The following is a 21,319-nucleotide window of genomic DNA, read 5'->3' on the forward strand; positions in this document are numbered from 1 at the left end:
GCCGGGAGGGCAGTCGTCAGGCGCGCGAAGCGCGTCGAGCCCGCTGCCGCAAGGTAAGCAGGAATCTCCCGGCTTCAGCCGGGAGAGCACTTCAAGAAGCTCGGGTCAAGTCAGAACTGAACCTGTGCGCGGCTCGGACCGCATACCGAAACGAACCTTGAAGAGGAGATCGTCTGCACGTTCAGCCGAGCGTGTCCGGACAGGACGCTTCTGGCGGTCGAGCGGCATATATGCATGCAGCGTATCGGTCATGTCGTCCGATGCACTGACCGCACTGACCGCACTGACCGCACTGACCGCACTGACCGCACTGACCGCACTGACCGCACTGACCGCACTGACCGCATTGATCACGTCGGGCATGTCCACTCCTTTCGGTTATCAGGTGTAGTCATGTCGGCACCGGACATCAGGGCTGCGGCCGGAACAGGCGCAGTACGGGTTCCCCGAACATGTCCACCACCGGTCCCTCAATCCGGAAGCGTTCGAGATTCACCAAGTGGTACTGGACGCCGAACCAGAGAGGCAGCAAAGGAAGGTCGTCGCAGATTCTGCCCTCGGCCTCGCGGTAGAGGGCGTGGCGCTCTGCAGCGTCGGCGGTGGCACGGGCCTTTTCTATGAGACCGTCCACGTCTGTGTTGTGGTAGCGAGTGAAGTTGTCGTCGCCGATCGATGCCGAATGGAAGAGGGGGTACAGGAAGTTGTCGACGGACGGATAGTCGATCGCCCAGGTCATGCGGAACAACGTGTCCGCGTGACCCAGCCAGGCCAGGAACTCGGGCCAGGCCATCGGGCGCGGAGTCACGCTCCAGCCCAGAGCCGAGTTGAGTTGCTCCACCACGGCGGCCACCCAACTGTCGTGGCCGAGACCTGCGTTGTACGTGAAGTCGGTCGTGACGGGGGCGATGCCGTGCTCGTCGAGCAGTGCGCGCGCGAAGACGGGGTCGTAGCGGACGCCCGTGAGGTCCGCGTCGTCGTCACCGCGCAGGGCAGGCGGCAGTATGCGCTGGGCGATCGGCCGGGTACCACTGAACGCCGAGTCGATGACGGCCTGCCGGTCGACGGCCATGGCAACGGCACGACGTACCACAGGGTTGTCAAACGGCTCTATGTCTACGGGGAAGCCGAGGTACTGCATGAGCGCGCAGGGCGTCCGGCGGAAGCGCTCTTCCAGGGACAGGGCATCGGGAATCCGGGCGGGCGGGACCTTGACCACGTCGAGGTCGCCGCGGTGCCAGTCCTGGTAAGCGTCCTCCAGTTCCTCGTAGATGCGGAACTCGAGCCGGTCGAGGTGTCCGCCGCCGCCGTCGGGGAAGGCCGCGTTGCGCGCGTGATAGCCGTCGAACTGCTCCAGGGCCAGGCCGCTACCAGGGACCCACGGGTCGGCGATGCGATACGGGCCGGTGCTGACCGGGTGGACACGGAAGGCTTCGGGGTCGCCCTCGGCGAGTTCTGCGGGGACCGCGGCGGTCACCCGGTGGCCGAAGACCGTCGGGATCTCGTGGAAGGGATGCACGAGCCGGATCCTGAGGTGGCGCGGGGCCGGCGCGGTCACGCCGTCCAGGGTGCGGGCCCGGCCCGAGCGCACCTCCTCGTAGCCCTGGACGCAGGCCAGGTGGTAGGCGAGCTTCGAACCGGTCTCGGGCCGTACGACCCGGGACAGGGAGTACACGTAGTCTGCTGCGGTCACCTCACGGCCGTGGTGGAAGCGGACGCCGGGGCGCAGGTGAAAGTCGACCTGGGTGCCGTCCGCCGACACCTCCCAGTGCTCGGCCGCCGCCGGTCGCGGTTCGCCCGTGCCGGGGTCGTAGTCCAGCAGGGGATCGGCGAGGAACCTGAGCAGGAGGGCGCCGTCGTGCTCGAATCCGTTGCAGGGGTCGATCGAGGAGGGTTCTCCGATGAAGACCCTCACCCGCGAGGGAGCTGCGGCCTCGTGGTCCGGATCTGTTGTGGTGACGGTCATCGAGTGTGTCCTTTTGTGGTTTCCGGGCGGAGCTTGAACATTTCCGGAGCAGCCAGTTGTCTTGCGAGGGCGAAGATCTCCTCCGGGGTGTCGGCCACGGACACCACGCGGACGAGATTGCTCGCTGTGCCGGCGGCGGAATCCACCACCGAGTTGCGGGCGGCGACGTGATAGACGCTGCGGATCCCAGGCACGGCCCGGAGTGTCTCGGCGTCCGGAGCCACGTCGATGAGGTGGCGGCCGTCGGGGGGCTGGGGCGTCAGGTACGCCGACCAGCGCCGGCATGTGACCTCGGTCCGCGGAGTACGGCCGACGGAGAGCCGGGCCAGGTTGAGTGGCAAGTCGTAGTCGGCGGCCAGCAGCAGCTGTTCGGGGACGCTGCCGCCGACCCGGCCGTTCACCTCAATGATGCGAGGACCGTCCGCGGTGAGCTTCACCTCGGTGTGTGTCGCGCCGAACCGCACGCCCAGGGCTTCGTGCGCTGCGCGCACGTGTGCGACCGTGTCGGCGTGGTCCGCCTCCGGTCGGAGGGCCGGGAGGATGTGGCCGTTCTCGCGGTATGGAGGGGAGAGCGGCAGCTTGTCGGAGACCGCCAGGACATGGACTTCGCCGTCCACCACCAGCGCCTCTACGGACAGGTAGTCCCCCAGTTTCCCGTCCGCCTGCTCAGGGTCGCCGACCAGTTCCTCCTCCAGCAGCATGACCGGCCGGTGGTGCGCGATCCGGGAGTCGGCGAGCGCGAGGTCGCGGGCCCGCCGCCAGACGTCCGCCAGCACTGTCGCGCGCGGGATGCGGAACGTGGTCGAGCTTCCCATGCCGACCGACGGTTTCAGTACGGCGGGAAATGTGCAGGAGGCCGCGGCGTCCGCCACGTCTTGCTCGGAGTGCAGTTCGAAGACCGCCGGTGTGGGCAGCCCGCCACCCCGCAGCCGGGCGCGCTGCCGCCGCTTGTCCTGCAGGGCATCGAGGACGTCCGGTGGGTTGGCAGGGAGACCGGCACCGTGGGCGACGCGCTGGGCCAGGTGCACCACGCGCTCGCTGAAGGCGAGCACGCCGGCTGCGCCGCCGGCGTCCACCAGGTCGGTCAGTGCCCGAGGAACATCCTGCGGCGTGTCTACCGCAACGAGCGTGCCGCCTGCGTCTTCGACTGCCCGCAGGGCGGCGACCCGCCGTTCGCGGGCCACTGCCGGTTCCACGTCGAGCCAGACCACGTGGACGGCGAACTCGTCGAGCAGTGAGGGCAGATAGAGGGACGGATGAGGTCCGCCCGGTGCATCGGCTATCACGAGGGGAGGCTTGGTCATCGAGCTGCTCCTTCCTTGAGGTCCCGACCGCCCGCCGAGGGCGATTCCGGCAGTCCGAGTTCCGAGCGCAGGGACGCCTCTCGGGCCGCGAGGCGGAGTGCCGCTCGCTCGCGCAGCGGGGCGGGCCAGTGGACGACTCCGTACAGCAGGACTGGTGTGCAACCGCGGGCGAGCTTGGCGTCGTAGGTGCCGCTGCTGAAGAAGTAGCGCTTGATCCCGTGCTCGATGCCCCACAGGATCGGCTCGTAGTACACGGCGTTGAAATACGTGAACCTGGTGTCAGTCGCGGAGTAGTCGAAGCCCGCGAGGCGCATGTACAGCCGTTCGCCGTCTACCAGGCCGAGGCTCATGCCGATGGGCTGCCCGTCCTGTTCACACACGAAGACGCGCACCCGGTCTTCCACGGTGGCACGCAACTGGGCGTAGTCGCGCAGGATGGACTCGACCGTCCCCGCGACGCCGTAGCGTTCCCGCAGCCTCAGTTGCAGTTGTGCCGTGGCCTCGTCCAGGTCCTGGGTGCCGTACAGGACACGTGTGGTGATTCCTCCCTTGGCGAACTGTCTGCGCTCTCGCCGGACCATGCCGCGCCGCGAGGTGCTCAGCGTTGCGAGGTAGTGCTCGAAGTCGGGCCAGCCGCCGACCAGTTCGGTCTGCGCGGCAACAAGGAAGGGGGCTGGGGTGCCCAGCGCGTCGGCGAGGTCCTGGGCCGCGTCCTCGGCGAGATAGAGGAATCCCGTCGCGACGCAGCCCTCCGCCTCGGCCAACTCCACGGCCGCACGTGCCAACGCGCCGCGCTGGGCCGAGCGCAGCGCGGCATCTGCCTCGGGGTCGGTCAGCAGCACGCAGTGAGCGCCGGACACCGCTGCAACGGCGCTGGGGAACAGCGGGGTGGAGCCGGGCGCTGTGCCGGTGTCCGGCCGGGCCTTCCCGGCCGGCCCGGCGTCCGTGGCCGGGCCGTCGAGGAGCGCCTGGAGGTTGTAGAGCGACATCACCTGGTCGTCGCGTACGACGCGCAGGGAGGCCAGGCCCACCGTTCGGCCTCGCTCGTCCTCCAGAGTGATGTGCCGCAGCAGGCCGCCCGAGGATGCCTCGCAGTAGCGCAGCCACGCGGGTGAGTCGTACAGCGTCCCCGAGGCGAGGAGCGGTTCGAGCGCATCCAGCGGAAGATCGTCCACGCTGTGGTGGACCCGTGTGGTGAACAGCGCGGCAGGGGTCATGGAAGCATCAGCCTTCCGGAGAGCAGGGATGTGACCTCACCACCCAGCAGCACAGCGCCGTCGTCCATGATGCGCAGGAGCAGATGGCCTTGCCGCGTCGGGTCCTGGGGCCCCTGGCGGACACGGATGTCGCCGCGGATGCCGTCCAGCGCCGCCAGAGCCCCGACCCCCAGAACCGCCCCTCCGGTCGCGCTGTCCTCCGCGCCCGACAGGGACGTGGTAAAGACCCGTACGCGCCACTCATCGGTGCCGTCGGGCGCCGATAGCACCAGGCCGTTGGTCCGCGTCCTGGCACACAGTTCCAGGACGTCTTCCGCGTCGATCCGGATGGCCGTGAGCTGGCCGGCGTCCGCGCAGCGCAGCTGGATCCGGCTGCGGGACTGACGGATGATCACCGGCTCTGCCGAGTACGCCGGATCCGCGTGGACGAAGTGCGGCCAGTCGGTCTTCTCCAGTTCGGGCGGCCCGGTGTCCACGTGACGGGCCCAGCTGATGGGGCCCTCGCGGTGGACCACCAACTGCTCGCCGCGCTCGTGCCGTACGCACCAGGGTGTGCGGTCCGGCACGTCCAGGGCGGTCAGCACGGCCAGCGAGGTCTGCAGACACTGCCCGAGCTCCTCGGCGGGCGAGAAGGTGCGCAGCACCACACTGCCGGAGTCGACCGAGGTGATGAACGCCGTGTCCGGCACGCCCAGCACCTCGGCCGAGGTTGCCAGGTCGGCGACGGGCAGCCCAGGCGGGACCACCACGGTGTGGTTGCCGCCGGTCGTTCCGCGTGCGAAGACCCGGCCCCACCACGTTTCACCATTCAGCGGTCCGGCCGACTGGTCCGTCCCGGGGATCATCCGTCGCTCCGTGCCGCGGCCGCCTCCGCTGTCAGGGCCTCGGCCAGAACGGAGACGGAGCGCAGCAACTCGTCCTCCGAGATGGTCAGGGGCGGGGTCCACTTGACGACCGCGCCGTCCGCACCGCCACGCAAGGCAAGCACACCGAGCTCCCGCATCCGGCGGACCACGGACCGGGTGAAGGCCCCCCGGTCACCGCCAGGCGCTGCCGCGACCCGGACCCCGGTCATCAGACCGCGCCCGATCGTCTCCACACGCACCTCCGGAACACCGAGGCCGCCCACAGCCCCCACCAGAACGTTGCCCAGCACGGCGGCGCGCTGCGGCAGTTGCTCGCCGAGCAGCGTGTCGATGACCACCGAGCCTGCGGCGCAGGCGACAGGGTTCGCGGAGAATGTACTGGTCTGGCGCAGCGGCGGGATGGCCTGGAGCAGTTCCCGAGGCCCGGCGACCAGCGAGACCGGCAGTCCGCCGCCCAGTGCCTTGCCCAGCACGAGGAGATCCGGCACGACGTCCTCATGCTCGAAGCCGAACATCGCCCCGGTGCGGCCGAATCCGGTGAAGATCTCGTCGACGATCAGCAACATGCCATGCCGTGCGGTGAAGTCGCGCACCTCGGAGAGCAGCCCCGGAGCGGCGGCCTGCATACCGCCGGCACCCTGGACCGTCTCCACGATCAGGCCCGCCACGTCGCCCGCGCCGAAATCAGGGTGTTCCAGGATGCGTTGGCCGAAGTCGTGGCCCGGCTCAGGGGCCGCTCCAGGCGGTACGTAACCGGGCGCAGCGGAGTACGGCAGGGACAGTCCGGCCACGGGGATCTCTGTGACCCCCGAACGGAAGCCGGCGTTGCCGGTCACGGTCAGCGCACCTGCGGTCTTGCCGTGGTAGCCCCCGAGGAAACCAAGGATCTGACGTCGGCCAGTCGCGGCGCGCGCCACCTTCAGGGCGGCCTCCACGGCCTCGGACCCGGTGGTGCACCACAGCAGGACGGGATCGTCCCAGGGCAGCAACGGGGCGAGCCGCTCCGCCAGGTCGGCGCGCGCCGGGCAGCCATACTGCCAGCCGCCGTGCGCGAAGGAGGCCAGCTGCTCCTGCATCGCCGACAGAACCGAAGGGTGCCCGTGTCCCAGCGCGAGGACGCCCGATCCCGCGGTGAGATCGAGGTACTGCCGCCCGTCCTCGCCCCATACAGTGCAGCCCTGAGCGCGTGTCAAGGCGATGCCGATGTCGGAGCGGATGGTGTGTGCCATAGAAGGACTTTCCCGGCGTACCAACGTGTCCAGGGTGCGCCCCGCGGCGGGTTCCGGCGCGGTGGGCGCCGTGTCTGCGGCAGTGGTGATCAGATCCATCCGCGCTCCTTGACCAATGCTTCCACCCGGGAGACGAGGGCCTCGGTGATGGCCTTGCCCTTCTCCGCGGTGGCGGCGCGTGGATCTCCGAGCACCCCGGACGGCACGTCCTCAGGGCGGAACCGCACCACATGGTGGGCGCGCTTGCTGACATGCAGGTCATCCCGGGTCAGGTCGCCGCTCGGCAAGGTGCCCGCGGCTACCCGGTCGGTACGCACCCGCTCCGGATACCAGTGCAGGAACACTGAGGTGAGGCCCTCCCCGCCGTGCGACTCGTTGGTGGAGTCCGACACTTCGCGGATGACGTCACTGACCAGCTGCGCCCACTCGACGACGACGACATCGGTGCCATGCCGTTCCACCAGCGACCGGGCGGCGACCAGCAGGGGCTCGTGGTTCTCGTCGTGCCCGTTGAGGATCAATAGCCGGTTGCTGTAGGGCACCACGGTCTGGGCCATGGCCTCCACCTGTCCGGTCAGTACCGAGGCGGGGACGCGCTGGCTGCCGGGCCAGTCCTGGAACGCGTGCAGCACACCTGTGCGCACGCTGCCCAGGATCACTGCGCCGTGCTCGGCGGAGGAAAACTCCGCGAGCCGTTCCACCACCAGGGTGTCCGCGGCGAGCGGGAGGTGCGGTCCATGCTGCTCGGTGCTACCGGTGACCAGCAGCCAGTAGGGAACCCCGGGTGCCCGGTCGGCGAACTCTGTCCAGGACAGGTCCTCGAGCCGGGTGGGGTCTGCTGAAGTCGTCGTCACGACAGTCGTCCTCCGTCGACGATCACGGTCTGACCCGTGATGTAGCTGTTGAGTGGGGAGAGCAGGAAGGAGATCGCCTCGGCCACCTCCGCCGCCTCGGCCAGTCGGCCGACCGGTATCTCCTGTCGGTAGCGGGCGATGGCCTGCGGCGAGTCCGGCCAGTGCGGGTTGGCGATCTTGCCCGGTGACACGTCGTTGATCAGGACGCCCTGGTGTGCGTAGCGCACACCGAACGTGCGCACCAGGGCCGCAACGCCCGCCTTCGCCGCTGCGTACGCCGATCCGGCCGTGGTTCTGCCGGTGTGCCCGGCGGCTGAGCCGACCGCCACCACCCGTCCGGAGCCGGCGGCCGCCATGGCTGGGACCAGCGTCCGCAGCAACAGGAAGCAGCTCGTCAGATTGGTGTCCAGGACCCGTCGGAACAACTCGGCCGGAACCTCGCTCTCCGGGATCATGGAGCCGTCCGCTGCCTTGGGTGACCAGCCGTGGCACATCACCAGGCCGGCAGGCGCGCCGCGCTCCGCCAGCAGCCGGTCGAGGGCCTTCTCCAGTGCGTTCTCGTCGGCCAGATCGACCTCGATCGAGGCGGCCGCAGCATGCCGGGGAGGCGTGCGGTCGAGGACCACTACATGGTGTCCTTCGGCCAGCAGCCGCTGCGTCACTGCCGAGCCCAGGAATCCGGAGCCTCCGCTGACCACCGAGTACCGGCCGCGATCGTTTTCAGCCGTCTGCGCAGTCACAGCACATCCACGGGGACGTAGCGGGCGAAATCATCGAGGGCGCCGGGATGCGACGTGGCCGCGGAGGAGACCCCCCGCAGTTCCGTGACTCCACCCGAGAGCAGGGCCAGGACGAACGCCGCGAAGACCACCCGGTGGTCAGGCGGAAGGCTGACGTGGCGCGGCGCCGTCGGCCGGTGGGGTTCGACGACCAGGCCGTCGGCCGTGGCTTCGGCCCGCGCCCCGAAGTCGTGTAGCAGTCGGACCGTCGTGGCGATCCGGTCGGTGTCCTTGCCCCGCATCTCGCTCGCGTCGCGGATGACGGTGCGGCCTGTGACAGCCGTGGCGAGCGCGGCAACCAAAGGCAGTTCGTCGATGGCGCTCTGCACCAGCCGCGGCCCGGCGACCTCGGTACCGGTGAGGCCCGTCGGCAGGCTGACGACGAGGTCAGCCACCGGCTCCGGGCCGTCGTCGGACACCGGCAGTTCACGGACCTGGACGCCCATGGTGCGCAGGATGCGCAGGAATCCCGTCCGGCGTGGATTCACGCCGACCCGGCGCAGCGTCAGCTCCTGGCCCGCCTGCGGCGAGGCCAGGTGCAGTGCGGTGAGCAGAGCGGCACCCGACGGGTCTCCGGGTACGGCGAACTCGAACGCACGTGGCCGGGCCGGGGTGACAAGCAGTTCGGTATCGCTCTCCGTCACCGGCACGCCGGTCCAGCGCAGGAGGCGCTCAGTGTGGTCCCTTGCCGGAGTACGACGGGTGATGCGCACCGGCCCGGATGCCTGTGAGCCGGCGAAAAGCAAGGCCGACACCGGCTGGGCGGAGTCCACCGCAACGTCGACCGTGCCCCCGCTCAGCCGGCTGCCGCGCACCCGGACCGGTAGCCGTCCCGGCTCCCCCAGTTCGGTGAGGTCGGCGCCGAGCTCCCGCAGCGGCTGGACAACCTCCGCCATGGGACGCGCGCGCAACAGTTCGTTGCCGGTGACCGTGCAGTCCGCTCCGCTGCCTGCCAGGATCGCCAGCAGCAGCCGCGACGTCGTCGCACTGTTCCCGGTGTCCAGGACCAGACCCGAGCCCCGCAGCCCCTCCAGGGCCCGGCCGGTGATCTCCGCCGTGGCGGGACCGGTGGCCCGGATCCCGACACCCAGCGAGGTCAACGCGCGCAGGTTGGCGCGTATGTCCCGGCAGTTGGCGAGACCGCGGATCCGGGAGGTGCCGTGGGCCAGAGCGGCGAGCAGCGTGGCGCGCTGGCTGATTGCCTTGTCCGGATGCGGGGTGAGGTCCCATTGCCTGTAGTCCGGGGCGTGCGGGACGTGTACGCGGATCCGGTCCGCGAGCTGCCCGGTGGGGCCGAACAGCTGAGACATGAGCGGCTCGTGCGAAGTCGCAACTGTCATTGGTGCCTGCTCATCGACTCGATCAGTTCGTCGTCGTCCAGCGGTCGCTCCAGCCGTTCGCCGGCGACGGGCGGGTGGGGCACGCGACCGGGCTGCTGCTGCGCGTAGCTGGTGTAGCGATGCCGCTTCCGCTGAAGCCCCAGGCTCTCTTCAGGGATGAAGGTCTCCTTGGTGATCCGCAGGTCCCCGTTACTGACCGCCTCGTCGACCAGCGCTTGGCCGCGGTCGGTCCGGGTGATGAGCAGTGACGCCTTCTCGGTCCGCCGGGTGTCGCGGCTGGTCCGGAAGATGTTGGGATCGCCGTCCGCGATCGAGACGTCGGCCAGTCCACTCCACCAGTCGGGGCAGGCCAGGCAGCGGAACGTCTTGAACTTCTTGAAATCTACGACCAGTTCGTGGAACGGGAGGGAGTGGCGGTCACTCTCGCGGTCCCAGACGGTGAACTCGCCGGGGTACTCGCCCGCCCGGTACTTCATGCCCGTGACCTCGACCAGCGGGAGCCCCAGACGCTCCTCGATCAGATACTCCGTGCCCTCGCGACGAGTGTTCGACGCGCAGCCGATCTCCACGGTGAAGGCGATGCGTTCGGCTGTCTCGAGTGGCTCCGGAAGGTTGCGCATACGGTTGATCGCTTCGATCTGGCAGGCGAGACCGACGACACCGATCCGTTCGTAGGGCGTGTCCCGGAGGATCTGCAGGTTGGGGGTGATGCAGTAACTGGCCTGTGCGCAGGAGACGATCTCCTCCACCGTGGTCGCGAGTTTGGGTTCTGGCACCCACGGGCGCTCCGCGTCCCGGCCCACGACCAACGCGGCGTCGATCTCACCGCGATTGAGGGCGGAGACGAGCAGCGCGGTGGCGGCCCCGCCCGCCGAAGCGGCTTCCTTGACCCGGGGCTCGGACGCCTGCGCGGAGTAGGTGTTGCGGACGATGCCGGTCCAGCGTTCCTCCACCTTCCTCGTCCGGCCGAAGAGACGCTGTTCGGACTCAGGAACCGCAGTGTCGCGGCCGGGGCACACGTCGGTGCACAGCGAGCACGTCCCGCAGACGTCCTCGGCGGCACCCGGGGCGGGAGTGGGAGTCGGCTGGTCGGGGGAGATGGCAAGGACGTTTTCCGGGCAAACGGCGGCGCACGCACCGCAATTGGCACAGAGGCCGGCGGTTAACACGCTGTCGCGTAGCTCAGCGAAGGTCATCAGAAGAACCCAATCGGTAGCTCAGGCGGTGAAGGGCTCCGAACGGTCGGCGCCGAGGGCGGCATCATTCGGCCGCGGCCAGGGTGTCGCGCAATTGATCCAGGTGATCGCGGTCGTGTCCGGCCAGGACTGCTAGGAGGACGCGCAGCGATTCGGCTCCCCGGTAGGAGAGGACACCTTTGCGATCGAGATCCTGAGAACTGAGTGAACGGACCAGTGCGACGGTGTTCCGGCGCGACACCGCGAATCGCTCCAGCGCGTCTTCCGCCGGCTCCACGCTGAAGAACCTGGACCAGGGATCCGAGTCATAGCCGAAAATTTCCGGCGTGTCCTCGGTGAGAATAGATCGTATACGAACAGCGTTGACGGCTTCATTGTCCGCCAGATGGTGAACGATCTGCATTGCGTTCCATTCACCGTCACTCGGCGCGACCGTGAGCTTGTGCGCCGGAACGGACTTCACCAGCTTTCGGGCAGTTGCGGGAGCCGCGTCAAGGAGTTCCAGGACGCCTTCACCGGCAGTCAGCAACTCATAGGCTCGACGTTGGCCAGGAGTGCAGAAATCGAGCGAGATCTGGTGTTCTGCCCAGGAGCGAACTTCCTGGTCCTGTGAATTCTCAAAGAGTCGATCGAGCGCGCTGGCCCAGTCGATGGAAGGCATGGTGGGGTGGCCTCCGAATGAAGGGAACCGAAGAATGAGGAGTCAGGCAGGAACGGTCTCGTTGTGTGCGTCCCCGTCACGCTTCAGATCGACGCGGTCACCGAAAAGACGCTGCCGCAGAAGGAAAGTCGAGGCGAGGAAAATGACGAGATAACAGGCGGCGACAGAGGCGTACACCAAAGCGGTGAACGGTATCCCGCGGTTGCTCGCGAACTCTCCGGACAATGGCAGAAGGGCGACCGCGGTGACGGAGATGGAAAATTCCTGCGTGATGAACAGCCGGCCAAGGATCCCCTCCGCGGCACGCATCTGAAGGAATGTGTCCAAGGTGGTAGCGCCGAGCGTGGTGGCGACGCCCAGCAGCCAGAAGGAAAGGCCCGCGACCCACAAGGTGGAACCCGCCGTAAGCATGAGCAGGGCCGCCACCGACACGGCGCAGGCGACGCCCACCAGATAGGTGCGTGTGGCGAGCCGACGGGCGAGGGTGATTGAGCACAGCGCGCCGACGGCGACACCGCCGTCCAGAACGGCAATGCCATATGCCCCCCCGTGCGCCCAGTGGTTGACGGGCGCGACCAGCACTGCGGCGAGAGCCGCGATGGTTGCCGGCATTCCGCTCAGGACCAGATGCACACAGAGGCCCGGCACGGTCTTGAGGGCCCGTCCCAGCTGTTGCCAGCTCTCGGTAAGGCTGGCCGGACGGGCCGAGGGGTCGTCGGGCCCGCTCTCAGGGCCGCCACCCGGCAACTCTTTGAGGGCGGCGAACCCAAGTGTCCCGACGAAGAAGAAGACGGTCAGCACGCACAGGACCACACCGCTCGAAAAGAACGCCGCCAACAGGGCAACGATGCCCAGACCCGTCAGCTTCGCTGCCGGGAGGAAGGCCGCACGCAAGGCGTTGATGCGCTTGAGCTCCGACAGGGGCGATACCTGTCGGGACAGCACAAAACTAGCTGAACGATACTGCGGGCGAATGAACGCCGAGATGACGAAAGCAATCATCAGCGGCAACTGCGTGTCGGTCAATAACAGGAACAGGCCGCCGAGGAGCACGGATAAACAACGCACGGAGTTCGTGAGCAATGCCACGCCAAGCGTGCTGTAGCGATCGAGGACACTGCCGCCGACGAGTTGGCCGACGAATCCGATTGCATACTCGAGGGCCACTAAGAGTCCGAAAGTGGCGGCACTTTCGGTTTTTTCGTAGAAGGCCAGGCCCACTGCTAGTGTGAATCCGCCGACTCCGATATTAGTGAGGGTGAAACCGGCGAGATAGACAGGAATTGCCTGTTCTGCGCGTAACCTGCTCATCGGGCCCGAAGTGGCGTCTGAAAAGTGCGTATGCCAGGGATGTGCAAGGTGTACCTCTCAGCTTGAGCCGGACTGCTGTCAATCACGCTGAACAGCAAGGCAATTAGCCCCGCGCCCAAGATTCTTGCCAGTACCACCGATCTCATTCAAGGGCCGTCTCAACATGTGAGACGCGGGCAGAGGGTTTTGCCGCCGCATTACGGTTGATCGTCGGAGGTTATGCCGAATGCTGCGTATTTTGCCGAGCGGTTACTGCGCGTAACGGAAGGGTGCGGCGTGTGATACACGAAGGGTGGCCGAAAATACTGGCTAAATTTGTACGCATACGATTGCCTCGGAATTTTTCGTCGGCACACGTTGTGGTCGGCAGGCTCACCGCGCCGTCCGGGGGGCGTGTCCGAGCCCTGAGGATCGCCGCCTCGGGCCGCCGCATCGTGACCGGGTGCGGTGCCCTCCTTGGGTAGGCTTCCGGACATGGCCAGGCCCAATAAGCGCACCACCCTCCGCGAGGTGGCCGAGGCCACCGGCCTCTCCACCGCGGCCGTCTCCTACGCACTGCGCGGCAAACATGTCTCCAAGGAGACCGAGGAGCGGGTGCGCAAGGCCGCCGCGGACCTCGGTTACGAGGCCGACCCGATCGCCCGCGCCCTCGCCAGCGGCCGTACGAGCACGGTCGGGGTGCTCGCCGGTGATCTGCAGGACCTGTGGCAGCAGCAGCTGATGGCGGCGATAGGGCGCGAGCTGCTGGCGGGTGACCGCTATGCGCTGATCCTCGACGCGGGCGGCGACCCCGTGCGCGAGCTGTCCCTCGCCAAGCAGCTGCGCGACCAGCGGGTGGACGGCCTCCTGGTCTCCCCCGTCGATCCGTCCGCCGAGGGCTGGTCGAAGATCGCTGACGCGGTGCCGGTGGTCTCCATCGGTGACGCCCTGAGCCGGGCCCGTACGGCCGGGGAGGTGCTCTTCGACAACCGCGCCGCCATCGACGCCGTCCTGGACTACCTCCGCGGTCTGGGCCACCGCCGGGTCACCGTACTGACCCCCACCGGCCCCTCCACCCCCGACCGTCCCGCCGACGTCTATGTGCGCGAGGCCGCCGACCGTCTCGGGATCGAGGTCGAAGTCCTGCCCTGTCCGCAGGAGTTGGGCGAGGCGACGGCGATGGCCCGCCGTGTCCTGGTCAACAGCCCGGACGGCCGCCGGCCCGCCGGTCTCGCCCCGCCCACCGCCGTCTTCTGCTTCTCCGACTCCATCGCCTACGGCGTCTACGCGGCCGCCGCCGAGGCCTCCCTCACCGTCGGCCGTGACCTCTCCGTCGTCGGCTTCGACGACCACCCCGTCTCCCGGGTCCTCACCCCGCCCCTGACCACCGTCGACTGGGGCCTGAACGACATCGCCAAGGAGGCCGCCCGGCTCGCGGTCGCCGCCATCGAGGGCCGCCGGGTCCGCCGCAAACGCATCCTGTGCGCCCCGCGCCTGTCGGAGCGCGGGTCGGCGGCGGAGCCGCGGGGATGAGCGCCGGACAGCCGCCGGGCGTGTTCCGGCCCGTCTTCCGCGGTGCGCCGCGCTGCAGTGCTTTCCTGGACACCGAGCGGCTGTTCCCGTTGCCGGACACCGAGCGGCTGTTCCCGCTGTTCGGACTGCCGCGCCACTACGGCGGCCCGCCGCCCGCGTGAGGCGGGGGCCGCGCAGGGGCCTCAGTCCAGCTTGTGCTTCTTCAGCCAGGCAGCCGCCACCCGGTCCGGGTCCTGCTTCTCCTTGTCGACGAGGCGGTTGAGTTCGGTGAGGTCGGCGGTGGTGAGGGTGTTGCCGAGCCGGGCGAGGGCCTTGCGGACCTTGGAGTCGGCCTTGCGGGCGGCGATCAGCGGGACGATGTGCTGGGCGGGGATGAGGTGCTTGGGGTCTTCGAGCAGCACCCAGCCGTTCTCCGCGGTGTCGACATCGGTGGTGAAGACATTGCCGATATCGATGTCGCCCTTCTTCAGCGCGCCCTTGACCAGCGGCCCGGACGAGTCGAGCGCCTTGAACTCCTTGAATTCCACGCCGTACTGCTCCTTGAGGCCGACGACCCCGACGACCCGCTTCTTCATCTCCGCGGCCGCGCCGAAGATCAGCTTGCCGTTGACCTTGCGCAGATCGGCGAGCGTCTTGAGGCCGTAGCGGTCGGCGGTCGCGCGGGTCACGGCGAAGCTGTCGCGGTCCTCGGCGGCCGCGTACGGGAGGACTTCGAGGCCGTCGGGCAGCACCGCGGCCAGCGCGTTCTGCATCGCGCCCGCCTCGGTCTCGGTGGCCTTCTTGTCGAGATAGAGCAGCAGGCTGCCCTGGTATTCGGGGAGCAGGTCGATATCGCCGGAGCGCAGCGCGGGGACCACGATCTCGCGGGAGCCGAGGTTCGGCTTGACGGTGGTCTTGACCCCGGCGGCGTTCAGCGCGCCCGCGTAGAGGTAGCCGAGAACCTGGTTCTCGGTGAAGTTGGCGGTGCCGATGACCAGTCCGCCGCTGCTGCTGCCGCTGTCGCCGCCGGCGCCGTCCCCCTTGAGGGAGGTGATGCCGGAGGAACAGGCGGCCAGCAGCGGGGCCGAGGCGCCGGCGAGGAGAGTGGTCAGGACGGTACGACGGTTCATGGGCGGGGCTCCTCGGGACGTACGTAGGGGCTGGGCGGCAGGTGCTCAGCGGGCGGTGGCCGGGCGGCCGCGGAACAGCAGCCGGGTCAGGCCGCCCAGAGCCAGGTCGGCGGCCACGGCGAGCACGGCGACCAGGACCGCACCACCGAGGACCTGCACCAGGTCGCGCTGCGCCAGCCCGTCGAAGACATAGCGGCCCAGCCCGCCGAAGCTGACATAGGCGGCGATGGTGGCGGTGGCGACGACCTGCACGGTCGCCAGCCGCACGCCGGTCATGATCAGCGGCAGGGCGAGCGGGAGTTCGACCTGCCAGAGGATCTGGCGGCCGCGCAGCCCCACGCCCTTGGCGGCGTCCTTGACCTCGGGGTCGACGGCCGCCATCCCCGCGTACGTATTGGTGATGATCACGGGCACGGCGAGCGCGACCAGCGACACATACACCGGCCACACGCTCAGCCCGCCGGCCAGGAACACCAGGGTGACCAGGCCGACGGTGGGCAGCGCCCGGCCGAACGAGGAGAGGTTGACGGCGAGGAAGGCGCCGCGGCCGGTGTGCCCGATGAGCAGACCGACCGGCAGCGCGATCACGGCCGCGGCGAGGGTGGCGAGCACCGAGTACTCCAGGTGCTCCAGGATGCGGGTGGCGATGCCCTCGGGGCCCGACCACTGGGCGGAGCTGGTCAGCCAGGAGGCGAGGTTCTTCAGGAGTTCGAGCATCGGCGCGTCACGCTGCCTTCCGCCACTTGAAGGTGCGCTGCCGGGTGGTGCCGCGGCGCCAGGGGGTGCACAGCCACTGGACGGTCACCAGCAGCGCGTCGGCGACCAGGGCGAGCAGCAGGGTCAGGGCCACCCCGGCGATGACCGGGGTGGGGAAGTTGCGCTGGAAGCCGTCGGTGAAGAGCTGGCCGAGGCCGCCGTATCCGATGTAACTCGCCACGCTGACCAGGGAGATGGACATGACGGTGGCGACCCGTACGCCCGCCATGATCACCGGGAGGGCGAGCGGCAGCTCGACGGTGAGCAGGGTGCGCAGCGGCTTCGTCCCCATCGCCTTCGATGCCTCACGGGCCCTGACCGGGACCGCGTCCAGGCCCTCGACGGTGTTCCGCACCAGCACCACCAGGGTGTATGCGGTCAGGCCGGCGATGGCGGTGGTGCGGGTGAGGCCGGTGACCGGCAGGAGGAGGACGAAGAAGGCGAGCGAGGGGATGGTGTAGAGGATGTTGGACGCGCCGAGGATGGCGGCGCGCAGCGGCCGCACCCGGTGGGCGAGGACCGCCAGCGGCAGGGCGATCAGCAGGCCGAGGAGGACGGCGGGCACGGCGGTGGCGAGGTGATCGGCGGTCAGCCGGGCCATTTCACCGGCATGGTCGGGGAACCAGCCCCACTCGATGGTCATGCGGGGCGCTCCGTGGCGGCGGCGGTCGTGCCCGGCGTGGTGTGCTCGGAGCCGGCGGCCCCGGGAACGGTGTGCTCGGAGCCGGGGGGCCGGGGTGCGGGGTGTTCGCAGTCGCGCGTCTCGGGTGCGGTGTCCCGGGAGCCGGGCGTCCCGGGAGCGGTGGGCCCGGCGGCCGCCGCCCGGCCGGCCTCCGCGTGGCTGCGGCCCGCCCGGTCGTGGATCGCGTCGCGGGAGGTGAGGCCGGTCAGCACCCCGTCCTCGGAGACCCGGGCGACGGCGGCGGCGGGGGAGGAGACCGCCTCGTTGAGCGCCGAGAGCAGCGAGTCGGTGTCGCGCAGTGGCCGTACGGCTTCCAGGGGCGCCTCGCCGGCCGTTCCGCCGGCGGGCAGTGCGTCGGCGTCCAGCCAGCCCAGCGGTTCGCCGCGCGGCGAGGTCACCAGGCGCCAGCGGTCGCCGCTGCGGGATATCGCGCTGACCGGCTCGTCCGCGCGTATCGCCCGGCCCGGTGCGTACGGCACGTCCGCGAGGCTGGTGAGCGAGAGCAGCTTGAGCCCGCGCTCGGCGCCCAGGAAGCCGGCGACGAAGTCATCGGCGGGGCGGGCCAGCAGCTCGGCGGGCTCGGCGCACTGGACGAGCCGGCCGCCGGTGCGGAAGACCGCGATCCGGTCGCCCAGGCGGACCGCCTCGTCGATGTCGTGGGTGACGAAGACGACGGTCTTGCGCAGCTCCTCCTGGAGCCGCAGCAGCTCGTTCTGCAGCTGGGTGCGGACGACCGGGTCGACCGCGCCGAACGGCTCGTCCATCAGCAGCACCGGCGGATCGGCGGCGAGCGCACGGGCGACGCCGACGCGCTGCTGCTGGCCGCCGGAGAGCTGGTGCGGATAGCGCTTGCCGGCGTCGGCGGGCAGGCCCACCAGCTCCAGCAGCTCGGCGGCGCGGGCGCGGGCCTTGCGCCTGCCCCAGCCCAGCAGCAGGGGGACGGTCGCGATGTTGTCCAGGACCGTACGGTGAGGGAAGAGACCGGACTGCTGGATCACATAACCGATGCCGCGGCGCAGCTCGGCGGCGTCCGCCTCCAGGATGTCGCGGCCGCCGACGCTGATCGTGCCGGAGGTCGGCTCGACCATGCGGTTGACCATCCGCAGGGTGGTGGTCTTGCCGCACCCCGACGAGCCGACGAGGACGGTGACACCGCCCTCGGGCAGGTCCAGGGACAGATCGTCCACGGCGGTCGTGCCATTCGGGTATCGCTTGCTGACTGCGTCGAACTTGATCATCCGCTGCCCCTTGCCCGGCCTGCATAGTGTCATGCAGAGTCGTAGGCACGTGAATAGAAGTCAATAGGCAGAAGTGAATCGCCTGCTACCTCTGCTGTCCCGCCTGTTGCTTCGGCTCACCGTACGGAACGAGGTGTCGGACTTCTGTCCATAAAGCGCGTTATAAGAGGGAGTTGAGCCCCTTGGTTTCCCACATGCTGGACAACGGTCCCCGTGCCGGCCGGCCCATCACCCTGGACGGCACCGGTCTGCGCACCGCCGGCATCGCCGCCCTCGCGGAGCGCACCGCCCACCCCACGGCGCCCGACCCCAAGGCCTTCGCCCGCGCCGAGGAGTCCTGGGAGACCGCCCGCCGCCTCGCCGCCACCGGCCGGGTCTACGGGCGCAGCACCGGCGTCGGCGCCAACCGCACGGAAGACGTCGGGGCCGCCGACGCCGAGCACGGCCTGCGGCTGCTGCGCAGCCACGCCGGCGCGATCGGCGATCCGCTGCCCGCCCGCGAGGTCCGCGCCATGCTCGCGGTCCGCGCCAATCAGCTGCTGGCGGGCGGCGCGGGCCTCAACCCCGCCGTCATCACCTCCCTCCTGGCCGCCCTGGACGCCGGCGCCCACCCCGTCGTCAACGAACACGGCGCCGTCGGCACCGGCGACCTGGCCGCCCTCGCGCAGACCGGACTCGCGCTGGCCGGCGAACACCCCTGGCACTGTGCGCCCGGCGGCCGGGTCCCCGCCCCCATCGCCCTCGACAACAACGACGCCCTGGCGCTGATCAGCAGCAACGCCCTCACCCTGGGCCAGTCCGCGCTGGCCCTCGACGAACTGCGCCGGCTGCTGGCCGCCTCCCTCCCCATCGCGGCGCTCTCCCTCCTCGCGGTCGGCGGCTCGTACGAGCCCTTCGCCGAGCCGGTCATGCTCGCCCGCCCGCACCCCGGCTCCGCGGCCGCCGCCGCCCGGCTGCGCGCGCTCTCCGGCGTCCCGCCCCGCCCGGCCCCGCCCCTCGGCCGTATCCAGGACCCGTACGGCTTCCGCTGCATCCCGCAGATCCACGGCCCGGCACTGGACGCCGCCGACACCCTGGACGAGGTGCTGACGGTCGAGGTGAACGCCGCCGCCGAGAACCCCCTGATCAGCATCGAGGACCAGGCCGCCTACCACCACGGCAACTTCTACGCCGCCCATGCCGTGCTCGCCCTGGACACCTTCCGGCTGGCCGTGCTGCAGACCGCCCGGCTGTCCACCGCCCGCCTCGCCGCGCTCTCCGAGCCCGACTTCACCCGGCTGCGGCCGTTCCTGGGCGACGCGGCGCCCGCCAGCTCCGGCGTGATGATCCTCGAATACGCGGCCGGCGCGGCGCTCGGCGAGATGCGCGCGGTCTCCCACCCGGCCTCGCTCGGCCACGCCGTCCTCTCCCGCGGCGTCGAGGAACAGGCCAGCTTCGCTTCCCTCGGCGCCCGCCAGACCCTGCGTGCCTGCACGTACTACCGCCAGGTCCTCGCCTGTGAACTGGTCGCCGCCGTACGGGCCTTGCGGATGCGCTCCCTGGAACCCGACCCGGACCTCCCCCTCGCCACCGCCTATGCCCTCGCCGCCGACGCCCTCGACCCGCGGATGGAGGACCGCCCGCTGACCGGTGACGTGGCGGTGGCGGCGAGGTTGCTGGACGGGCTGGCGCAGTGCTGAGGCGGGCTCCGGTAGGGGCCCGGCGGGGGCGTGGGGGTTCCGTGGGGCACCGGGGGGTGTGGGTGCCGTGGGGCTCGGGGCGTGGCGTGCCGCGTGGCTCCGGGGGTCGAGGGCCGGGGGCCGGGGGGCCGGGGGGTGATTCCGTACGGGCGGATCGCGGCGCGTAACCCGGAACGGACCGGGCCGGCAATTCCCGACACCGGCAATTCCCGAAACCGGCAATCCGGACACCGGGAATTCCGGACACCGGCAATTCCGTACGCCAGGAATTCCGTACAGTCGATTGACACAGGACAAGGCCCCGACCGGGCCGGGAAGAAGAGGCGATGAGCGGGGACGGGGACAACGGCAGCGGCGTCGGCGGCACGGCCGGCGACGAGCCGAGGGACACCGACGGTGCGATGGACGGCGGTGTGCACGATGACGCTGCGAAGGGCGGGGCTGAAGGGACGCCCGACGCACCGGCCGGCCTGGACACCGCCGGTGGTCGTCATCCCGTGGGTCCGGATGCTGCCGGTGGTCGTGACGTCGCTGCCGGCGCGGACACCGGCACCGCCGCCCGCCTCCAGAAGCTCTTCGAGGGCCACCGGCTGACCCCGACCCAGCGCCGGATCGCCCACTGCATGGTGCGCCGGGCCGCCGACGCCCCGTTCCTCTCCAGCGTCGAACTGGCCGAACTGGCCGGCGTCAGCCAGCCGTCCGTCACCCGTTTCGCCGTCGCCCTCGGCTTCGACGGCTACCCGGCGCTGCGCCGCCATCTGCGCGAGGTCGCACCCGCGGACAGGCCGGGCGACACGGGCTCCTGCAACGAGTACCAGCAGGCCGTCCAGGCGGAGATCGACAACCTCCGCCGGCTCGCCGCCGCCTTCGCCGACCCGACGCCGGTGACCGAGGCCGGCCGCCTCCTCGCCGCCTCCCGGCCGCTGCCCGTTCTCGGTCTGCGCGCCGCCACCGCGCAGGCAGCGGGCTTCAGCTACTTCGCCCGCAAGGTCCACCCCGACGTCCGCCTCCTGGACGAGGGCGGCACCATGCTCAGCGACCGCGTCGACGCCGCCGTCCGGGCCGGCGCGAGCGCCCTGCTCTGCTTCGCCCTGCCCCGCCACCCTCGCGAGGTCGTCGACGCCCTGGACTACGCCCGCACGGCCGGGCTGACCGTCGTCACCGTCGCCGACAGCGCCTTCGCCCCCGTCGCCCACCACACCGACCTGCTCCTCCCGGCCCCCGTCGGCACCGGCCTGGCCTTCGACACGGCCTGCGCCCCCATGCTCCTGGGCCGCGTCCTGCTGGAAGCGATGTGCGACGCCTTGCCGGACGCCCAGGCGCGCCTGGAGGAATTCGACGCGGGTGCGGCGGCGCGGGGGCTCTTCGTGGAGTGAGGGGGCGGGGAGCGGTGCCGTGGCGCGAGGGCGGCGGTGCCGGAGGTCATCCGTCCGGGTGGTGGTCGCGGTGGTCACGGTGGTCGCGGTGGCCACGGCAGCCACGGCGGCCGCATGCCACGGCCCGGACTCCGCTCCCCCTGGCCGTCCCGGTGGCCGTTCCCGCTCACCTCCCGCACGCCGTCTCAGGGAATCCTCATCCGGGCTGGCTACGATCCGCCGCCGGCACAGGTGTGCCGGGCGAGCA

Annotated in this window: 20 protein-coding genes and 1 pseudogene; 5 read left to right on the top strand and 16 right to left on the bottom strand. The window is 70.1% G+C overall.

Features of this window, described 5'->3' with window-relative positions; translation table 11 throughout:
- Nucleotides 1–250 precede the first annotated feature (250 nt).
- A complete protein-coding gene (locus ACWGJY_RS20740) occupies nt 251–391 on the top strand; it encodes a hypothetical protein (protein ID WP_453262285.1) in 141 nt (46 codons plus the stop codon).
- An 18-nt stretch (nt 392–409) separates the two neighbouring features.
- Here ACWGJY_RS20740 and ACWGJY_RS20745 read toward each other — a convergent pair whose 3' ends face one another.
- From ACWGJY_RS20745 to ACWGJY_RS20800, 12 genes and pseudogenes are all read right to left on the bottom strand, one after another.
- Complete coding sequence (locus tag ACWGJY_RS20745; protein ID WP_453262286.1) at nt 410–1,963, bottom strand: ABC transporter substrate-binding protein; 1,554 nt, start codon at nt 1,961–1,963, stop codon at nt 410–412.
- On the bottom strand, nt 1,960–3,267 hold the full coding sequence (locus tag ACWGJY_RS20750; protein ID WP_453262287.1) for an ATP-grasp domain-containing protein: 1,308 nt from the start codon (nt 3,265–3,267) through the stop codon (nt 1,960–1,962). Before ACWGJY_RS20750 ends, ACWGJY_RS20745 begins: the two co-directional genes overlap by 4 nt.
- Nucleotides 3,264–4,484: a GNAT family N-acetyltransferase gene (locus ACWGJY_RS20755; protein WP_453262288.1), complete on the bottom strand. Its 1,221-nt coding sequence runs from the start codon at nt 4,482–4,484 to the stop codon at nt 3,264–3,266. Before ACWGJY_RS20755 ends, ACWGJY_RS20750 begins: the two co-directional genes overlap by 4 nt.
- Nucleotides 4,481–5,329 (bottom strand): PhzF family phenazine biosynthesis protein, encoded by an 849-nt coding sequence (locus tag ACWGJY_RS20760; protein WP_453262289.1) that lies wholly within the window; start codon nt 5,327–5,329, stop codon nt 4,481–4,483. Before ACWGJY_RS20760 ends, ACWGJY_RS20755 begins: the two co-directional genes overlap by 4 nt.
- Nucleotides 5,326–6,678 carry an aspartate aminotransferase family protein gene (locus ACWGJY_RS20765; protein WP_453262290.1) on the bottom strand — a complete coding sequence of 451 codons (1,353 nt, stop codon included), beginning with the start codon at nt 6,676–6,678 and terminating at the stop codon, nt 5,326–5,328. The genes ACWGJY_RS20760 and ACWGJY_RS20765 overlap by 4 nt, the downstream gene beginning before the upstream one ends.
- The gene (locus ACWGJY_RS20770; protein ID WP_453262291.1) at nt 6,669–7,433 is read right to left on the bottom strand and encodes a creatininase family protein; all 765 of its coding nucleotides are present in this window, start codon (nt 7,431–7,433) and stop codon (nt 6,669–6,671) included. The genes ACWGJY_RS20765 and ACWGJY_RS20770 overlap by 10 nt, the downstream gene beginning before the upstream one ends.
- A complete protein-coding gene (locus ACWGJY_RS20775) occupies nt 7,430–8,173 on the bottom strand; it encodes an SDR family NAD(P)-dependent oxidoreductase (protein ID WP_453262292.1) in 744 nt (247 codons plus the stop codon). Before ACWGJY_RS20775 ends, ACWGJY_RS20770 begins: the two co-directional genes overlap by 4 nt.
- Entirely contained in the window at nt 8,170–9,522 is a 1,353-nt protein-coding gene (locus tag ACWGJY_RS20780; RefSeq protein ID WP_453262293.1) for a 3-phosphoshikimate 1-carboxyvinyltransferase, read from the bottom strand. The genes ACWGJY_RS20775 and ACWGJY_RS20780 overlap by 4 nt, the downstream gene beginning before the upstream one ends.
- Nucleotides 9,523–9,548: 26 nt before the next feature.
- The gene (locus ACWGJY_RS20785) at nt 9,549–10,505 is read right to left on the bottom strand and encodes a Coenzyme F420 hydrogenase/dehydrogenase, beta subunit C-terminal domain (RefSeq protein WP_453262354.1); all 957 of its coding nucleotides are present in this window, start codon (nt 10,503–10,505) and stop codon (nt 9,549–9,551) included.
- A 69-nt stretch (nt 10,506–10,574) separates the two neighbouring features.
- Nucleotides 10,575–10,748, bottom strand: a pseudogene (locus tag ACWGJY_RS20790) (4Fe-4S dicluster domain-containing protein); the annotation flags it as partial.
- Between the two features lie 64 nt (nt 10,749–10,812).
- Nucleotides 10,813–11,409 (bottom strand): DinB family protein, encoded by a 597-nt coding sequence (locus ACWGJY_RS20795; RefSeq protein ID WP_453262294.1) that lies wholly within the window; start codon nt 11,407–11,409, stop codon nt 10,813–10,815.
- Between the two features lie 42 nt (nt 11,410–11,451).
- Nucleotides 11,452–12,720 (bottom strand): MFS transporter, encoded by a 1,269-nt coding sequence (locus ACWGJY_RS20800; RefSeq protein ID WP_453262295.1) that lies wholly within the window; start codon nt 12,718–12,720, stop codon nt 11,452–11,454.
- Nucleotides 12,721–13,194: 474 nt separating this feature from the next.
- Between ACWGJY_RS20800 and ACWGJY_RS20805 the strand changes: the two genes are divergently transcribed.
- Both ACWGJY_RS20805 and ACWGJY_RS20810 read left to right on the top strand, forming a co-directional pair.
- The gene (locus ACWGJY_RS20805) at nt 13,195–14,232 is read left to right on the top strand and encodes a LacI family DNA-binding transcriptional regulator (protein ID WP_453262296.1); all 1,038 of its coding nucleotides are present in this window, start codon (nt 13,195–13,197) and stop codon (nt 14,230–14,232) included.
- Nucleotides 14,229–14,393 (top strand): hypothetical protein, encoded by a 165-nt coding sequence (locus ACWGJY_RS20810; protein WP_453262297.1) that lies wholly within the window; start codon nt 14,229–14,231, stop codon nt 14,391–14,393. The genes ACWGJY_RS20805 and ACWGJY_RS20810 overlap by 4 nt, the downstream gene beginning before the upstream one ends.
- Nucleotides 14,394–14,414: 21 nt before the next feature.
- On the opposite strand, the gene ACWGJY_RS20815 is transcribed toward ACWGJY_RS20810, so the two are convergent.
- From ACWGJY_RS20815 to ACWGJY_RS20830, 4 genes are read right to left on the bottom strand one after another with little or no spacing between them, the layout of a single operon-like run.
- Nucleotides 14,415–15,341 carry an ABC transporter substrate-binding protein gene (locus tag ACWGJY_RS20815; RefSeq protein WP_453262298.1) on the bottom strand — a complete coding sequence of 309 codons (927 nt, stop codon included), beginning with the start codon at nt 15,339–15,341 and terminating at the stop codon, nt 14,415–14,417.
- A 45-nt stretch (nt 15,342–15,386) separates the two neighbouring features.
- On the bottom strand, nt 15,387–16,058 hold the full coding sequence (locus ACWGJY_RS20820) for an ABC transporter permease (RefSeq protein ID WP_453262299.1): 672 nt from the start codon (nt 16,056–16,058) through the stop codon (nt 15,387–15,389).
- Between the two features lie 7 nt (nt 16,059–16,065).
- Nucleotides 16,066–16,740 carry an ABC transporter permease gene (locus tag ACWGJY_RS20825; RefSeq protein ID WP_453262300.1) on the bottom strand — a complete coding sequence of 225 codons (675 nt, stop codon included), beginning with the start codon at nt 16,738–16,740 and terminating at the stop codon, nt 16,066–16,068.
- Complete coding sequence (locus tag ACWGJY_RS20830; RefSeq protein WP_453262301.1) at nt 16,737–18,017, bottom strand: ABC transporter ATP-binding protein; 1,281 nt, start codon at nt 18,015–18,017, stop codon at nt 16,737–16,739. Before ACWGJY_RS20830 ends, ACWGJY_RS20825 begins: the two co-directional genes overlap by 4 nt.
- Nucleotides 18,018–18,211: 194 nt before the next feature.
- Here ACWGJY_RS20830 and ACWGJY_RS20835 point away from each other — a divergent pair, with 194 nt between their 5' ends.
- Together ACWGJY_RS20835 and ACWGJY_RS20840 are read left to right on the top strand one after the other, a co-directional pair.
- Nucleotides 18,212–19,696, top strand: coding sequence for an aromatic amino acid ammonia-lyase (locus tag ACWGJY_RS20835; protein ID WP_453262355.1), 1,485 nt, complete (start codon nt 18,212–18,214; stop codon nt 19,694–19,696).
- Between the two features lie 326 nt (nt 19,697–20,022).
- Nucleotides 20,023–21,072, top strand: coding sequence for a MurR/RpiR family transcriptional regulator (locus ACWGJY_RS20840; RefSeq protein WP_453262302.1), 1,050 nt, complete (start codon nt 20,023–20,025; stop codon nt 21,070–21,072).
- The last annotated feature ends 247 nt before the right edge of the window (nt 21,073–21,319 follow it).

The organism is Streptomyces sp. NPDC054765, from assembly GCF_053612065.1.

Bases quoted from the DNA above. Each gene is read 5' to 3' on its own strand.
- ACWGJY_RS20740 (WP_453262285.1), top strand. From the start codon at position 251: ATGTCGTCCGATGCACTGACCGCACTGACCGCACTGACCGCACTGACC.
- ACWGJY_RS20745 (WP_453262286.1), bottom strand. From the start codon at position 1,963: ATGACCGTCACCACAACAGATCCGGACCACGAGGCCGCAGCTCCCTCG.
- ACWGJY_RS20750 (WP_453262287.1), bottom strand. From the start codon at position 3,267: ATGACCAAGCCTCCCCTCGTGATAGCCGATGCACCGGGCGGACCTCAT.
- ACWGJY_RS20755 (WP_453262288.1), bottom strand. From the start codon at position 4,484: ATGACCCCTGCCGCGCTGTTCACCACACGGGTCCACCACAGCGTGGAC.
- ACWGJY_RS20760 (WP_453262289.1), bottom strand. From the start codon at position 5,329: ATGATCCCCGGGACGGACCAGTCGGCCGGACCGCTGAATGGTGAAACG.
- ACWGJY_RS20765 (WP_453262290.1), bottom strand. From the start codon at position 6,678: ATGGATCTGATCACCACTGCCGCAGACACGGCGCCCACCGCGCCGGAA.
- ACWGJY_RS20780 (WP_453262293.1), bottom strand. From the start codon at position 9,522: ATGTCTCAGCTGTTCGGCCCCACCGGGCAGCTCGCGGACCGGATCCGC.
- ACWGJY_RS20795 (WP_453262294.1), bottom strand. From the start codon at position 11,409: ATGCCTTCCATCGACTGGGCCAGCGCGCTCGATCGACTCTTTGAGAAT.
- ACWGJY_RS20800 (WP_453262295.1), bottom strand. From the start codon at position 12,720: ATGAGCAGGTTACGCGCAGAACAGGCAATTCCTGTCTATCTCGCCGGT.
- ACWGJY_RS20805 (WP_453262296.1), top strand. From the start codon at position 13,195: ATGGCCAGGCCCAATAAGCGCACCACCCTCCGCGAGGTGGCCGAGGCC.
- ACWGJY_RS20810 (WP_453262297.1), top strand. From the start codon at position 14,229: ATGAGCGCCGGACAGCCGCCGGGCGTGTTCCGGCCCGTCTTCCGCGGT.
- ACWGJY_RS20815 (WP_453262298.1), bottom strand. From the start codon at position 15,341: ATGAACCGTCGTACCGTCCTGACCACTCTCCTCGCCGGCGCCTCGGCC.
- ACWGJY_RS20820 (WP_453262299.1), bottom strand. From the start codon at position 16,058: ATGCTCGAACTCCTGAAGAACCTCGCCTCCTGGCTGACCAGCTCCGCC.
- ACWGJY_RS20825 (WP_453262300.1), bottom strand. From the start codon at position 16,740: ATGACCATCGAGTGGGGCTGGTTCCCCGACCATGCCGGTGAAATGGCC.
- ACWGJY_RS20830 (WP_453262301.1), bottom strand. From the start codon at position 18,017: ATGATCAAGTTCGACGCAGTCAGCAAGCGATACCCGAATGGCACGACC.
- ACWGJY_RS20835 (WP_453262355.1), top strand. From the start codon at position 18,212: ATGCTGGACAACGGTCCCCGTGCCGGCCGGCCCATCACCCTGGACGGC.
- ACWGJY_RS20840 (WP_453262302.1), top strand. From the start codon at position 20,023: ATGAGCGGGGACGGGGACAACGGCAGCGGCGTCGGCGGCACGGCCGGC.